16 protein-coding genes are annotated in these 15,127 nt (G+C 54.7%); 6 read left to right on the forward strand and 10 right to left on the reverse strand.

Features of this window, described 5'->3' with window-relative positions; genetic code table 11:
* Positions 1–46: 46 nt before the first annotated feature.
* The gene (locus QPM17_RS03300; protein ID WP_285388708.1) at positions 47–1,489 is read right to left on the reverse strand and encodes a flagellin N-terminal helical domain-containing protein; all 1,443 of its coding nucleotides are present in this window, start codon (positions 1,487–1,489) and stop codon (positions 47–49) included.
* Between the two features lie 381 nt (positions 1,490–1,870).
* Between QPM17_RS03300 and QPM17_RS03305 the strand changes: the two genes are divergently transcribed.
* The 4 genes from QPM17_RS03305 to QPM17_RS03320 all read left to right on the forward strand — a co-directional run bounded on the left by QPM17_RS03305 (position 1,871) and on the right by QPM17_RS03320 (position 6,648).
* Positions 1,871–3,343: a flagellin gene (locus QPM17_RS03305; RefSeq protein WP_285388710.1), complete on the forward strand. Its 1,473-nt coding sequence runs from the start codon at positions 1,871–1,873 to the stop codon at positions 3,341–3,343.
* Between the two features lie 374 nt (positions 3,344–3,717).
* Positions 3,718–3,957, forward strand: a complete 240-nt coding sequence (locus tag QPM17_RS03310) for a type II toxin-antitoxin system Phd/YefM family antitoxin (protein ID WP_285388713.1) — start codon at positions 3,718–3,720, stop codon at positions 3,955–3,957.
* A 1-nt stretch (position 3,958) separates the two neighbouring features.
* Entirely contained in the window at positions 3,959–4,345 is a 387-nt protein-coding gene (locus QPM17_RS03315; protein ID WP_285388716.1) for a type II toxin-antitoxin system VapC family toxin, read from the forward strand.
* Between the two features lie 305 nt (positions 4,346–4,650).
* A complete protein-coding gene (locus QPM17_RS03320) occupies positions 4,651–6,648 on the forward strand; it encodes a tetratricopeptide repeat protein (RefSeq protein WP_285388718.1) in 1,998 nt (665 codons plus the stop codon).
* 74 nt (positions 6,649–6,722) lie between these two features.
* Here QPM17_RS03320 and QPM17_RS03325 read toward each other — a convergent pair whose 3' ends face one another.
* The 5 genes from QPM17_RS03325 to QPM17_RS03345 all read right to left on the reverse strand — a co-directional run bounded on the left by QPM17_RS03325 (position 6,723) and on the right by QPM17_RS03345 (position 10,280).
* On the reverse strand, positions 6,723–7,052 hold the full coding sequence (locus QPM17_RS03325; RefSeq protein WP_285388720.1) for a type II toxin-antitoxin system PemK/MazF family toxin: 330 nt from the start codon (positions 7,050–7,052) through the stop codon (positions 6,723–6,725).
* Positions 7,025–7,228 carry a hypothetical protein gene (locus tag QPM17_RS03330; protein ID WP_285388721.1) on the reverse strand — a complete coding sequence of 68 codons (204 nt, stop codon included), beginning with the start codon at positions 7,226–7,228 and terminating at the stop codon, positions 7,025–7,027. The genes QPM17_RS03325 and QPM17_RS03330 overlap by 28 nt, the downstream gene beginning before the upstream one ends.
* A 173-nt stretch (positions 7,229–7,401) precedes the next feature.
* Positions 7,402–7,740 (reverse strand): endonuclease domain-containing protein, encoded by a 339-nt coding sequence (locus QPM17_RS03335; protein WP_285388724.1) that lies wholly within the window; start codon positions 7,738–7,740, stop codon positions 7,402–7,404.
* A 184-nt stretch (positions 7,741–7,924) separates the two neighbouring features.
* Positions 7,925–9,370 (reverse strand): exodeoxyribonuclease I, encoded by a 1,446-nt coding sequence (sbcB, locus tag QPM17_RS03340; protein WP_285388727.1) that lies wholly within the window; start codon positions 9,368–9,370, stop codon positions 7,925–7,927.
* Positions 9,371–9,419: 49 nt separating this feature from the next.
* Positions 9,420–10,280 carry a hypothetical protein gene (locus QPM17_RS03345; RefSeq protein ID WP_285388728.1) on the reverse strand — a complete coding sequence of 287 codons (861 nt, stop codon included), beginning with the start codon at positions 10,278–10,280 and terminating at the stop codon, positions 9,420–9,422.
* 220 nt (positions 10,281–10,500) lie between these two features.
* Between QPM17_RS03345 and QPM17_RS03350 the strand changes: the two genes are divergently transcribed.
* On the forward strand, positions 10,501–11,517 hold the full coding sequence (locus tag QPM17_RS03350; protein ID WP_285388729.1) for a response regulator: 1,017 nt from the start codon (positions 10,501–10,503) through the stop codon (positions 11,515–11,517).
* Between the two features lie 2 nt (positions 11,518–11,519).
* Complete coding sequence (locus QPM17_RS03355; protein ID WP_285388732.1) at positions 11,520–12,485, forward strand: GGDEF domain-containing protein; 966 nt, start codon at positions 11,520–11,522, stop codon at positions 12,483–12,485.
* A gap of 121 nt (positions 12,486–12,606) precedes the next feature.
* Here QPM17_RS03355 and QPM17_RS03360 read toward each other — a convergent pair whose 3' ends face one another.
* The 4 genes from QPM17_RS03360 to QPM17_RS03375 form a co-directional block, all read right to left on the reverse strand.
* Positions 12,607–12,975, reverse strand: coding sequence for a histone-like nucleoid-structuring protein, MvaT/MvaU family (locus QPM17_RS03360; RefSeq protein WP_285388734.1), 369 nt, complete (start codon positions 12,973–12,975; stop codon positions 12,607–12,609).
* A 162-nt stretch (positions 12,976–13,137) separates the two neighbouring features.
* Positions 13,138–14,400 carry a Vi polysaccharide biosynthesis UDP-N-acetylglucosamine C-6 dehydrogenase TviB gene (tviB, locus tag QPM17_RS03365; protein WP_285388737.1) on the reverse strand — a complete coding sequence of 421 codons (1,263 nt, stop codon included), beginning with the start codon at positions 14,398–14,400 and terminating at the stop codon, positions 13,138–13,140.
* Between the two features lie 55 nt (positions 14,401–14,455).
* A complete protein-coding gene (locus QPM17_RS03370; protein WP_285388738.1) occupies positions 14,456–14,797 on the reverse strand; it encodes a HepT-like ribonuclease domain-containing protein in 342 nt (113 codons plus the stop codon).
* Complete coding sequence (locus QPM17_RS03375) at positions 14,787–15,095, reverse strand: nucleotidyltransferase family protein (RefSeq protein ID WP_285388740.1); 309 nt, start codon at positions 15,093–15,095, stop codon at positions 14,787–14,789. The genes QPM17_RS03370 and QPM17_RS03375 overlap by 11 nt, the downstream gene beginning before the upstream one ends.
* Between the last annotated feature and the right edge of the window lie 32 nt (positions 15,096–15,127).

Below are 15,127 nucleotides of genomic sequence, written 5' to 3' on the forward strand. Positions count from 1 at the left end.
GTTAAACCGGGCCCCGAAAGCCCCGGTTTTTACCGCTATGCCCCGATTACTGCAGGAGGGACAGAACCTGCTGAGGCCGTGCGTTGGCCTGTGCCAGTACGGAGATACCGGCCTGCTGCAGCACCTGGGACTTAGAAAGCTTTGCAGTTTCTGCGGCGAAGTCTGCGTCCAGGATACGGCTGTTGGCGGCGCTCAGGTTTTCTGAGGTGGTTGCCAGGTTTGCGATAGTAGACTCAAAGCGGTTCTGGACGGCACCAAGCTCACCCCGAATACCATTGATCTGATCCAACACTCCGTCAATTGTGCGAATGGCATCGCTTGCATTGCTTCTATCGGAAACAGAAATATTACTGAGCGATCGCCCGACGGTGTTCGCAGAATCCAAACCAAGACCAGAAGCAGCGGCGATCGTTCCGGTGCTACTAATCGTTAAGGCATCTGTATCACCGCCATTCACTCTAAGCTCGATACCTGCCTCGAACGTAGTCTCAGTGGTATAGTCAGCTGTGAAATCAGCGGCATTTGCAGTCGCGAAAGTAAAGGATTTACCTCCAGCCTGCGTAAAGGTGATGTCATTCCCATCCGCTTCTGCTGTAACTCCAGTCAGGAGCGACTTTTCGTTAATCTTTTCTACTGCAGCGTCCGTCGTTAAGTTAGTAGGGGTACCTGCCCCATCATTGAGCGAAATATCGATACCGTTAATTGTCACTGCTGCAGCGCCCGCCGCCCCGCTATTGAAGCCAGCGACTTTTGCAGATGTAGTATCCAACTGATTAGCGGAAACTTGGGGAGCACTGCCGAAATCAGCTGAGTTAATAGCGTCGACCAGAGAATCAACAGAATCAAATGAGAAGTCAGCCGAATCGTCGGCATCATTGACCTCAAATGTTTTACCGTTAACAGTAAGAACATCTCCAGTTGCAAGACCAGCAGTGTCAACAGCAGTACCTAAAGCAGTCTCGGACCCCAAAACGGTGCTGCCAAGGGCGTTCGCACTAGCATCTACCCCAGACACGCTGATGGTCTGGCCAGCATTGGCGCCAACCTGGAATTGCAGCTCAGCAAGACCACCGTTCAAAATGTTCTGGTTGTTGAACTGGGTTGTCTGGGCAATCCGATCAGCCTCCTCGACCAACTGAGACACCTCTTCGTTCAAAGCAGCTCGGTCGGACGTAGAGTTGGTATCGTTCGAAGACTGAACAGCAAGGTCCCGGATTCGCTGGGCTATGTTGGTCAATTCATCCAAGGCGCCCTCAGCAGTCTGAGCCAATGAAATACCATCATTAGCATTTCTCTGGGCCACATTAAGACCGGAAATCTGCGACTGAAAGCGAGTGGAAATTGCCAGACCAGCCGCATCGTCTTTTGCAGAGTTGATCCGCAGGCCAGAAGACAGACGCTCCAGCGCTTGATCATTAAGCCTCTGAGAACTGTTCAATTGATTCTGAGCAGACAGTGAAGCCACGTTAGTGTTAATACCGAGAGCCATATTGCTTCTCCTTCGACATGTGTCGTTATTTTATGGAAAAGGTGTGGCGCCCGTTTCAGTTGGTGACGCCTCCCTGTTGCTCTGCTTAACGGCGCCCATGTCGCATCCTTTAGGAAAAAGTTAAACGGAATTTGTAAAGGATTGTAAAAGCGGCAATTACCTTCCGACTTGTATTGCCAGGAAACCCTCATCCTGCGAACGAATCAACCCACGATAATTCTATAAAAACAACAGAAACATAACGTTAGCCAGAAATTAAGAAAACTGGCACGCACTTCGCTTCAGTCCCTGCAAAACGGCAATTCAACGAATTCCTGCCGGTAAGGCGTCCATATTGATCGGGCACCGGGTTACCGGCATCTCTAAGCAGGGAGAAAAGATATGCCTCAGGTCATTAACACCAATATCGCATCGCTGAACGCTCAGCGGAATCTGAATGCCTCGCAAAGTGACGCCAACGTGGCTTTAGAAAGGCTGTCATCAGGCCTTCGTATCAACTCTGCCAAGGATGATGCCGCAGGCCTCGCAATTTCTGAACGGTTCCAGTCGCAGATAACTGGCTTGAACATGGCGCAACGTAATGCCAATGACGGCATTTCACTGGCACAGACGGCTGAAGGTGCAATGGATGAAATTACCAACAACCTTCAGCGGATTCGTGAACTAGCTGTACAGTCTGCAAACGCCACAAACAGCATTTCGGACCGGCAGGCACTGAATCAGGAAGTTCAACAGCGTGTTGAGGAAATCAACCGGATCGCAAGCCAAACCTCCTTTAATGGTTTAAAAGTACTTGATGGCACTTTCGGAACTCAAACCTTTCAGGTGGGTGCTAATACGGGTGAAACCATTGGCGTTAGTGGGCTAGATTCCAGAGGTAGCCAACTCGGCGCGACAGTGGGCCAAACAAACAACTTCAGCTCTCAGATTGTGCCCTTTCCACCGGTCGAAACAGAGTCCTTGGGTCTTGATTACACAACCAATGTAACTGGCAGTCTGTCACTGGATGGGACCGATGTTGCTATCAGCTACACGGGCGGTGCTGGCAACGACGTCACTGATTTGGCAGCAGATATCCAATCTCAACTCGCTACTCCTTTTCCCGATATAACAGTAACAGGAGATGCTACGAATGATACGCTGATCTTCACGAATGAATCCGGTGAAATGCTCCAAGCCTCGATTGACCTGACAGATGCAGACTCACCAGCCAACACCTTCACGCAAAGTCTAGAGTTAGGTGGTGGTTCTTTGGGTGATTATTTCGACGCAAATGAGGAAGCATCCATAGATTTCACTGTGAACGGAGTGTCTTTCACAGCTGATAACGTAACCTCGCTTAACGACCTCATCGGGGCAATCAATGCACGGTCCAATGACACCGGCGTTGAAGCAAATCTTGACCGCACAAACGAAGAAATCATCTTTGCATCGCAATTCGGCGAGGACATTTCAATTCAATTCACTTCTGATCTGGACGGCGACGGCACCGATGATATCGACTTCGACGAAACATATACGGCGGCGACCAATACAGTGTCCCTTAACAATACCGATATCTCTACACCTGACGGTGCCGACCTTGCAATGATTAATGTTGATTATGCAATCGACAAAATCAACAGTTTCCGCGCAGAACTCGGCGCCGTTCAAAATCGCTTCGAATCAACTATCGCAAACCTGGCAACTACGTCAGAGAACTTGTCCGCCGCCAACAGCCGCATCCGCGATGCCGACTTCGCCGCCGAATCCGCCGAACTCGCCCGCACCCAGGTGCTTCAGCAGGCAGGCCTTTCGGTCCTGGCCCAGGCGAACGCAAGGCCACAGCAGGTGTTGCAACTACTGCAGGGTTAGGGATCGATTCGAGTTAAGTGACCAGAACAGCCGGGCTCAATGCCCGGCTTTTTTATTCTTGAGAAAGCGTTGGATGGGTTTGTCGGATTACGGCTTTGCCTAATCCGACCTACAACTCCCTGGCTCAATGACTCCCCCGTAGGTCGGATTAGGCCCAAAGGGCCGTAATCCGACAAATGCCAACGTTTCCAGCAAGTTCTGAATCGGCCTGGAGGCGGGGTTCCCTTTTCTGCCAGAAAAAGGTGTCCGAGCGCAGCGAGTTCTTTTTCCAAAGAAAAGGGACCCCGCCTCCGGGCCAGCCCCCAAACCATAGGTAGCTCAACCAATTTGCCAATGATAAACTAAGTCAAACAGACTAAGCTAAGGGAGCAACCATGGAATCCGTCAACATGCACGAAGCAAAAACCCGCCTATCGCAACTCGTTGCCCGGGCCGCCAAGGGCGAAGCCTTCATCATCGCCAAAGCGGGAAAGCCGGTTGCCCGGGTAACGGCTATCGATTCCCCCGAGGAGAGTCAGCAGAAAAGGATTGGCTTCATGGCAGGGGAATTTACAGTACCGGACGATTTCGACCGGATGGGGCAGGACGAAATCATTGAAATGTTCGGAGGCTGACGTGAACCTGCTTCTGGACACTCACATTCTGCTATGGGCAGCGGCCGAGCCGGATAAGCTTCCGCTGGAGTCGGCAAACCTGATCAGCAGTGAAAATAACCGGCTGCATTTCAGTGCAGCCAGTCTCTGGGAAGTGGTTATCAAGAATGGCCTGGGCCGAACCGATTTTCACGTTGATCCCCATCTTCTAAGACGCGGCCTTGTAGATAACGGCTATCTCGAATTGCCGATATCATCGCAACACACACTTGCCGTCAGCCACCTTCCAGACATTCACAAAGATCCCTTCGATCGCATTCTGGTCGCCCAGGCCGAGATAGAAGGCTTCCTGCTGCTTACCACTGATGAACTGGTTGGGCGCTATCCGGGGCCTGTCCGGCTGGTTTAGCCCAATCAATTGGGGTCAGACCCCAAGACATTTCACTCCATCAAATGCACCGGGGTCTGCCCCCGCTTTAGTTACCAGCAAAGCCTGAATCGGCCCGGGGGTGGGGATCCCTTTACTGCCAGAAAAAGGTGTCTGAGCGCAGCGAGTTCTTTTTCCAAAGAAAAGGGATCCCCACCCCCGGGCCAGCCCCATAGGCCAGAAACTGGCACGGGTTTCGCTACCTTTCCCTCAAAGCACTGCAAAACGTCAAAAAAACTGCAGACCATTGCCGCCTGGTTGCCGCGGCGGGTTCTATGAGGTGTCCCATGCAAGCACAGCACAATATCCACGCCACCGATGCACAAAAAGCTCATATCGCGCGACTTCTGCTGCAGGCGAATCTGGCCTATGGCGAGTCCAATACGCCGGTGTCGCTGGTTCAGCGCATCAAGGCGCGGCACGAATGCCGGGGGTATCTGGGCGAGATTCTGGCGCAGGAGCCAGGCAATGCCAACGCGCTGGGGTTGCTGGGACGAGTGGAGCTGGATGACGGCCACTTTGAGAAGGCCCATACCCTGTTTACAGACAGTCTGAGCCAGGACCCTGCGCAGCCACAGCAGTTTACCAACCTGGGCTACTGGGCCATCAAATCGGAACGCCCGGCACTGGCAGAGCAGTATTTCATCCAGGCTCTGGAGATGGACCGGCAATCCGCCGCCGCTTTCTGCGGGGTTGCCCATGCCAAGCGCCTGCAGGGCCAGTTTGATGTGGCCTACCTGCATTACCGCAAACTGCTTGAACTGGGCCTGGAGTGGCCATCCATCTACAGCGGCATGCTCACCTGCGCCGAGCACCTCGATGTGCAAAAGGCGGACTCAAAGCTGGCCCGGGACGCCATCCTGCTGTTATGCCACGATGGCCTGCCCCACCAGGAAATCGGTCGCTTCGTAGCGGCAATTATCCGCCAGCAGTACGACCTGGAAAACCCGAACGCCCAGGTAGCCCTGGACGCCGCCAGCGAAGACGAACTTCTGATCCTGGCCCTGGAAAAAACCCTGATGCCGGACCCGGCCGTGGAAGAGCTGGTCACCCTGCTTCGCCGTGCCATCGTTGCCGAAGTCGCGCAAACCGTGGAACTGCGGGATGAACTCCAGCCATTGGCCCTGGCCCTGGCTGTATACGCAGACCGCACCGGTTACGCCCTGACAGCGGAAGACGATGAAGAACGTCTGGTTTGCGCCATCAACGACAGCATCTGCGCACAACTGGCCATGGGTGAAGAGCAGGACGCCATGATCGGATCCCTGATCATCAGCGCCCTGTACGGCGCCATGTTCCACCAGCGCTTTGCGGTGCAGCTTGGCCGCTGGAACCTGGTGGACTGGCCGGTCGCCCTGCAGACACTGATGGCGGCCAGCTACTATAACCGCGCCTCGGAAGAAGCCATCAAACAGAATTTTGACGAAAAAGCCGAAGAACTGTGCCTGGAGAAAACCGACGTACCCCAGGCCTGGCCCAACTGGTCCAAACTGGCCTACCGCGCCGAAACCAGCCTGAAAACCATGATGGCCACGGAACTGGGCATGAACACCGAGCAACTGCCCGACACGCTTCGCATCATGGTCTGCGGGGCCCAGTCCGGCCAGCGCGCCATGGAACTGGCGCACTACTTGAAAGATGTTGAAGTGATCGCCGTGGACGAGTCCCTGGCCAACATCGCCAAGGCAACCCGGCTGGCCGCTGAGATGGATATCCACAACATCGTCTTCTGGCCCTGGTCCATCGCCCAGCGGTTTGTAGCCGATGACCACAAGGTGCACTGGATCGAAATCGGCCGCCTGCCCTCGGCAAAAATGGACGACGTCTCCCTGGCAGCCCTGGTCAGCTCCGCCACCGGAAACGGCGCGGTGGTGCACATGCACACCGCCGTCAACGAACAGACCGACGGCGACAAGCAGATCCGCCGACTGATCGCCCAACACAACCTCAAGCCCACCCGCACTGCCCTGCGCCAGCTCCGCAAAATGGTACTGACCAACCGCCAGGACCCAATGTGGCAGGCGCTGTTGTCAGAGACCGACTTCTACGGCCTGGGCGGCTGCCGGGACCGCTGGTTCAGCGAGCAGGACGCCAGCCAGTTAAAGGAACTGATGGCGATGGTGAGTAATGAGGTGGAGTGGAAGCTGGTCAAGGCACGTGATACCGACGGCCAGAGCCTTGCGACAAAGCCGGTGCAGAAGCAGATCCAGGCCGAGGCGCTGGGCAGTGAGGTGCAGAGTTTGATGGGCCAAGGGCTGAGTGTTTATTTTCAGCGGCGGCGGTGAGTTTTATGCTGAGGGCTTAGCCCTCGCCCCCTCTCCCCTCGCGGGAGAGGGGTTGGGGAGAGGGGGCGGGGCAATCACCCACGAACAACCTCAACCACCGCTTCTACCAATCGGTGCACCACCCCGCTTTTAAGCTCACCAATCTCCTTGAGCAAAATAGAGCTATTCGCCGTAAATAATTTGCCCGGTCGAGCATAGCTAACTCTTTGCAAAGATCCCTTTGCAAACTCCTCCTCAATTAATTCAATGGCCTCTGAATCGTAAGGCTTGCTAGTAATCTGGCACAACACATAGTCACCATGCCCTATACCGGCAATAACAACGGCTGGGCGAAGTTTTTGACTGGTCAAGTCTGAAAACGGAAACCTGATCAGTACTACACTTCCTTTTTTAAATGCTCCCATGCTTCATCTTCCTCATCCTTGAGCCAATCATCTTTCAGCGCAGACTCTGCAGCGACCAGAACCTCTTCCTGAGATTCGTCATCGTCCAACAAAGTAATCAAAACTCTACGGGATCCCTTTATAGATACCTTCTCGAGCCACTGTATATGGCCCTGCTCGTCAATCAATGCTTCCACTGTTTGCAACACCTTATGCCTCCTGTCTGGATGGCGTTTTAATCATTCTCGCACCAGGGCCGGTGTCGGGCAAATACAGGAGCAATACCAGCACTCCCCCTCTCCGATACGTCGGACCGCCCCAGCCCCTCTCCCCTCGCGGGAGAGGGGTTGGGGAGAGGGGGAGTCAATAGTCATTGCTCACGCTTCTCCACCTCCCCATATATCACCCCCAACACCACATCCGTCTGTGCCAATATCTTGTGATTCCAGAATCTCAGTACCGTGTAACCCTGACTGCGCAACCAGGTATCCCTTGCCTGGTCACTGACCGAATCATTATGTTGCCCTCCATCGGCCTCGACGATCACCTTTGAACCAAAGTGCACGAAATCAACAATGTAAGGCCCAAGGGGTTGCTGGCGGCGGAAGCGTTTGCCATTGAGGCGGTAGGCACGGAGATGGTACCAGAGGCGATGTTCGGCCTCGGTCATGTTCTGACGGAGGTGTTTGGCGAATTGTTTCTGGTGCATGGTTCTTCCTTGAATGACTGGCGGGCTTCCTGCCCGATTCACTGGATTGTACTCAGCGCCCCCTCTCCCCAACCCCTCTCCCGCGAGGGGAGAGGGGCTAAAGAGAGATGCCCGCATAACTCAAACCTATAAGCTCCCCTCCCCCCTCGAGGGGGAGGGGCCGGGGGAGAGGGGGCCAACATCCTTATACATAAGGAATCAAAGACTCCCCATACAAATGCAACTCCTCCAGAACATGCCGCTTCTCCGGCGTCAGTTCCGGATCCGCCGCAAGCCGCTGTAATTCCTTGGCAAACGCCTCCAGTGACCGCCACCCTTTTTTCGGGTTCATCAGGCGCTGGCTGCGGAATTCCTCCCAGCGTTCCATCTCCTCGCCGATCAGCGTATTCGGGTAGTTCCTCGCCCGATAGCGAAACAGCAGCTCGTCCAGCCGGCTGTCTTCAAACTGCACCTCCTGCTCCCCCAGGGTTTCCACCGGTTGCTGCAGCAGCCAGTTGAGCTTTTCACGGTCAGTCTTGCTGATAAAGCCGCCGGCGTAGAGTTGTTCGTCCGGGTCGGTCAGGTCGCCTTCGTGGGGCTGGTCGAAGGCCTGGGCGATTCTGGCCGGCAGGTCCGGGGCCTTGCGGAGGATGGCCAGGTGTTGCCGCAGTTTGTCGCCGTCCAGCTCCAGTTCCGCCAGCCGTTCCTCGGAAAGTGACTTCAACATGGTCGCCGGGGCCAGCACCGGGCACTTGTTCAACTGCACACCTTTGAGAGGAAACCGGCTGGTTCCCTCTTCCAGATCCGCCTGGGAAGTGAACACCCGCTCACGGATCCGCTCAGCGGTGGCGTGGATCAGCTCGCTGGGGTCCTCTCGCAGGTCGTAAACAATCACCAGGTTCCTGTTGGTGGGATGATCCGCCACCGGCGCCACCATGGCACAACAGCCACGGGTAGCGGGGTACTTGGCGGATACATGGAATACAGGCTTCATGCTGGCGGTATCCAGCATGGCGCGGGCGGAGTGCTTGTCCTTGTTCTGCAGCACGAAGTCGAACAGTCTGGGCTGCTTTTCCTTGATCAGCTTTGCCACGACAATGGTGGCTTCCACGTCCGACATGGCATCGTGAGCCGCTTCGTGGGCGATGCCATTGGCCCTGGTAAGTTCTTCCAGCCGGAAACTGGGGCTGCCGTCCTCTTTCTTCGGCCAGTTGATGCCTTCCGGCCGCAGGGCGTAGGTCAGCCGCACCATGTCGATAATGTCCCAGCGGGAATTACCGTTCTGCCATTCCCGGGCGTACGGGTCGCGAAGGTTACGGTACAGGGTGTGGCGGGTCACTTCGTCGTCAAAGCGCAGGCTGTTGTAACCCACGGAGCAGGTGCCGGGCTGGCTGAAGGCCTCGTTGATCTGAGCGATGAATTCCGCTTCGGGATAGCCGTCTTCCAGGGCCTTTTGCGGGGTAATGCCGGTAATCAGACAGGCTTCCGGCGAGGGCACGTAGTCATCCGCTGGCGCACAATAGATAACCAGCGGATCTTCAATGATATTCAGGTCCGCGTCGGTGCGCACGCCGGCAAACTGGGAAGGGCGATCGTGTATGGGGTCGACACCGAAGGTTTCGTAGTCGTGCCAGTAGAAAGAGCGGATCACCGAGAGGACTCCTGCATTGCGTTAATGGGTCGGATGCAGGCTAGTGTAATCAAAACATCCCGGTACCGCGATCCACATAATGGGTACGCTCCCGCTGTACCCCATCCTGCAGCGTCTGCATATCCAGCGTCATACTGGTCGGCAGGTTAAGGAACACGCCCTCCGGCCCCTGGATCGCACCGGTGCCGTCCAGATCCCGCCAGTCCACAGACTCACGCTGAAACGCCAGGAACAGGTCTTCGGTAAACCCAACGGTGCCGTCGCCATTATCCACGCCAACATCCATGGAAAGCAGGTTCGTCAGCGGGACGCAACTGCTGCAGGTGCCGTCAGCCGCTGCCAGGCCTATCTTGGTGGCCCGGTGGTTGGTAGGTGCGCCAAATTCATCGAACAGGGCCGCATCCACCGGGTTGTTATTGGCATCGTAGATTTTCAGGCCCAGGTTGCCACTGAAGCTGGCAATCTCCCCTGAGAGCGTGCCCCGCGCCTGGTTCAGGCCGAAACGAAAGCCGGAAAGCTTGCCATCCCGCTCCGCCAGTTCCAGATAGGGCTCGACACCTTCAAACGGAACCACCTCATCCACGGCGTGGGTGTTCCCGTCAATCTGCACCCGGGTATCGTCCCGGACATAATGGCCCAGCGCCAAGTGGTCGATATCCAGGTCTGCACCGGTATCATCCCCGCCCATCACTACACCGTCGACGTTGAGGCGGGTCTCGACATCAATACCAAGTGTTACGCGGGTAAACTGATGGGTATCTCCCGCCACATTATCTACCGACATCATTGCCTGCCCTTGCACCTGGCTCATTTCCTTATCGGAAATAGGCTCCATTTCTGCCAGGGCAACAGGCGAAATACCCAGGCAGATGGTGAGAGGGACAGCATACCAACAAGCATCCTGTCTCATAGTTTTGTGTCTCTGATTTATTTTGTAGGCCTTGCCATCCGACGCCCGGCCTTGCTGCCCGCGGTTATTATTGTTAGTGGCAGTTATTATTATTGTTACAGCGTGTTACCGCAGAGACACTATATCCCAGGCGCCAGGGCCAATAGAGTGAGATAGATCACAGGGCATAGAATTCGGAAGGGCCACTGCTATACTGGCGAAAAGAATAACCGGAGCATCCATGACCACCCGCGTTCTCATCTGCGACGATTCCTCCCTTGCCCGCAAGCAAATGGCCCGCGCCCTGCCCGCTAACTGGAACGCCGAGGTTACCTTCGCCGTCGATGGCCGCGATGCTGTCGAGAAGCTCCGTGCAGGTGCCGGTGAACTGATGTTCCTGGATCTCAACATGCCGGAGATGGACGGCTTCCAGGTGCTGGAAACGGTGCTGAAGGAAGATCTGCCCGTGCTGACGATTGTGGTCTCCGGCGACATCCAGCCCGAAGCCAGGGCACGGGTGCGCAAACTGGGCGCCATCGACTTCATCAGGAAGCCAACAGACACCAATCTGGTACTGAAGCTGCTGCAGGACTATGGCTTTCTTCGGCCTGAGGATCTGGAGCCAGACAGCCAGATATCCGAAGAACAGCCAGCCGATGAAGAAGCCACCATCAACCTGAATGAATACCTCCAGGAAATTGCCAATGTGGCCATGGGCCGTTCATCGGACCTGCTGGCACGGCTGTTGAAGGTTTTCGTCAGGCAACCCATCCCCCGGGTGGAAATGATCGCCCGCTCCGAACTCAGCATGGCCATCTCCGCCGCCCAGGATGACAGCAGCTACTCCGCCGTGTGCCAGGGGTTCACCGGGGCCGGGGTTGCTGGCGAGGCGCTGCTACTGTTCGCCGACGCCAGCTTCAACGAGATGGCCGAATTGCTTCACTACGAAGACCTGGAGGCCGAAAACCTCCAGGTAGAGGTACTGATGGACATGTCCAGCATCCTCTTCGGCGCTTTTCTCAAGGGCATCGGCGACCAACTGGACCTGAAACTCGGCCTGGGCCACCCCACGGTGCTTGGCCAGCACAGGCAGATAGGAGACCTGCTGGAGCACCACAGTGCACGCCAGCAAAAACTGCTCTGCATTGAGATCAGCTACGAGCTGGAAGACAGGGACATCAGTTGCGACATGCTGGTACTGTTCACGGAAGACTCGGTACCCTTCCTTGAACAACGGCTGCAGTATCTGGTGGATTAACCATGGCGATGAACGAAATAGAAGCAGGCACCTTCCACTGGCTCATCGACATGCTGGAGTCCGTCGAGGTTGGCCTGGTGGTGCTGGACCTGGACTTCCGCGTGCAGGCCTGGAACGGGTTCATGGAACACCACAGCGGCATCACCGCCAGCAGAATCCGCGAACAGGTGCTGTTTGACGTCTTCCCGGACATCCCCAAAGCCTGGCTGGCCCGCAAGGTGGACTCCGTGGCCATGCTCAATACCCGGGCCTTTACCTCCTGGGAGCAGCGCCCGTTCCTGTTCCGCTTTCGCAACACCCGGCCCATCACCGGTACCGAAGACTTTATGTTCCAGAACCTGACCATCAGCCCCCTCTCGGGGCCCGACGGCAGGGTCGAGAAAATATGCCTGATGGTCTACGACGTCACCGACATAGCCACCAGCAAACGGGCACTGGAAAAAGCCAACGAACAGCTTGCCAAACTGAGCATGACAGACCGTCTCACCGGACTGCTCAACCGTGGCACCTGGGAAAACCTCATCGACGCAGAATTCGAGCGCTACCGCCGCTACGGCCACCCCACCTGCCTGGTGATGTTCGACATTGATCACTTCAAGCCGGTCAACGACACCTACGGCCACCTGGCCGGCGACGAAGTCATCAAGTACACCGCCAGAGTCATGAAAAACAACCTCCGCCAGTCCGACAGCCCCGGCCGCTACGGCGGCGAGGAATTCGGCATCATCCTGCCGGAAACCGACCCTGAGGGGGCAGTGGTGATCTGCGAACGCATCCGCGAATCCATCCAGAACAGCACCGTACAGACCACCGCAGCACCCATCCAGTACACCGTCAGCATCGGCATCGCGCCATTAACCGACGGACCGGAAAACCACATGCAGTGGTTACAGCAAGCGGATGAGGCGTTGTATGCGGCAAAGGAAGGAGGGAGGAATCGGGTGGTGGTGTTTGGGGATGACGGATAATGTTCGTATTTTGCGGGAATTGATTGTCGGATTACGCACCGCCTGGCGGCGCTAATCCGACCTACGTAGGTCGGGTTAGGCGAAGCCGTAACCCGACACCACGGCTAAATCTAAAACCCAATCAATCCTGCTGCCAACTCTGCACAGTTTCCTTCCCATGCTTCTTCCGCCACTCATTCAGAACCTTGTGGTTACCACCACGGGTCTGAACCACTTCGCCGGTGTGCGGGTTCTTGTAGGTCTTCATGGGGCGCTTGGGACGGCTGCCCGTTGATGTGTCAGCCTTGGCGCCAGCAATGGACGGATCAATAGCACCCAGAATCTGAAGAACGTCTTTCGGCGATTTGTCATATTCCTTCATAAGATTGCGAACCTTGTTTTCAAACTCAAGTTCGCCTTTCAGGGCCTGGTCCTGTTCCAGTTTCGCCAGTTCTTCAGAGAGCTTTTCCATAAGCTGTTTTTTCTGGTAGTAATCGTTAATCTTTGCCATGGAGATAAACCCTTATTAGATTTCCTGCGATTAAAATGACCAAAAGTCGAAACAGATAATAATTGATAATGTAGTTCATGGCAAAATAATTCATTTACAGATCACCAACCCATAAAAAAACCAGCCCGAAGGCTGGTTTTTTTATTTAAGCAACAATCAGGATTACAGGCGCAAATCCGCCTCACCTAACGGCAGAACACCCTTCAGATCAAATAATACACCATTATCTTTCAGGTATTCCCGAAGTTCACCGGATGAACGCTCCGCATATTCCCGATGTGGTACCGCAAGCAACAGCGCATCGTATTGCCCTTTCTCCGGGTCCGGATGTAATGAAATACCATACTCATGCTCAGCTTCTTCATTGTTTGCCCAGCAATCCGTTACGTCCACTTTACAACCGAATTCAGAAAGCTCTTTAACCACATCAATTACGCGGGTATTACGCAAATCGGGACAATTTTCTTTAAATGTAAAACCCATAATCAGCACACGGGCACGGGCTATGGTATGCCCTGCCTTGATCATGGCCTTCACCAGTTCAGATGCCGCGTAGGGGCCCATATTATCGTTTACCCGGCGGCCCGCCAGGATGATCTCCGGGTGATAGCCAATGGCCTGGGCCTTGTGGGTCAGGTAGTACGGGTCCACACCAATGCAGTGGCCACCCACCAGGCCCGGCTTGAAGGGCAGGAAGTTCCACTTGGTGGCAGCGGCGGCAATCACTTCATGGGTATCGATTCTAAGTTTCGAAAAGATCATCGATAACTCATTCATCAACGCAATATTCAAATCACGCTGGGTGTTCTCTATTACCTTGGCCGCTTCGGCCACCTTGATGGAACTGGCCTTATGGGTACCCGCGGTAATAATACCGGCATAAAGTTCATCCACTTCCGTGGCAATATCCGGTGTCGAGCCAGAAGTGACCTTTTTAATGGTCGTCACACGGTGCTCTTTATCACCGGGATTAATGCGTTCCGGGCTGTAACCGGCATGGAAGTCCTGGTTGAAAACAAGCCCGGACACCTTTTCAAGAATGGGAACACAAACCTCTTCCGTGGCGCCGGGATAAACTGTGGATTCATAAATAACAATATCGCCGCGCTTGAGCACTTTACCCACACTCTCACTGGCTTTAACCAACGGTGTTAAATCCGGAGATTTGAACTCATCAATCGGCGTGGGAACGGTCACAATATAGATCTGGCAATCGCGGATACCTTCCAGGGAATCGGCAAATGACAATCCCTTGGAAGCGGCCAGTTCCTCCCTGGAAACCTCGCGGGTAAAGTCCACGCCGTCCTTCAATTCCGCAATGCGCTTTGCGTTGATATCAAAACCAACAATCTCGCGCTTTTCCCCGAACGCTGCTGCCAACGGCAGGCCGACATATCCAAGGCCGACTACGGCGATTTTTTTCATAGATCACATTCCGTTTACCAAAGGTTTAAAGTGTTCTGCGTAAGGCGATGATCACCTAATCATCTCCAAGCATATTCTCGACACATGCCAGCAAGTCCGACAGATTTTCTTCCACCACACCCCAAACAATAACCGGGTCCACGCTGGCGTAACCGTGAATCAAGATGTTGCGAAAGGAAATCATCTTTCTGAAATCAGGAATTTTTTCGGCTACGGCAGAATCCAGCTTGTACAGTTGGCCAATTGCCTCGCCTATGATTTCAAATTGGCGCTCTGTCCCGGACTGCAACAACTCATCAGCAAGGTAGTCCGATTCCCCTTTACTCCGCGTGAAACGCTGTATCTTCTCAGCAGCAACCTTGATGTCATAAAGATACTTCAATGCTTCATGCTGCATAGAGCGCCTGTTGCTCTGACATAACGGTATCGCGGAAATAAGGATTGGTTAGCGAGTTGACGGTTACCAAGTCCACATCTCGTCCAAGAATGGCTTCCAAGCCGGCTTTCAGGCCGAAATAGTCTGAAGAATATTCGCGAGCCGATAAGCCCTCTTCAAACTCAACAAGTAAATCCACATCACTCTCGGGGGTGAATGAGCCACTTGTAGCAGATCCAAACACAGCCAGGTATTTGACGTGGTGCTCCAGACACAAACGCTCTATACCCTGTTGAGCCTGTTCAATAATCTGATTCATGGCTATCTTTTCCAAATTCAAACGTAGTAAGT

Origin of the sequence: Marinobacter azerbaijanicus, from assembly GCF_030250645.1 — a bacterium.
Lineage (GTDB): Bacteria > Pseudomonadota > Gammaproteobacteria > Pseudomonadales > Oleiphilaceae > Marinobacter > Marinobacter azerbaijanicus.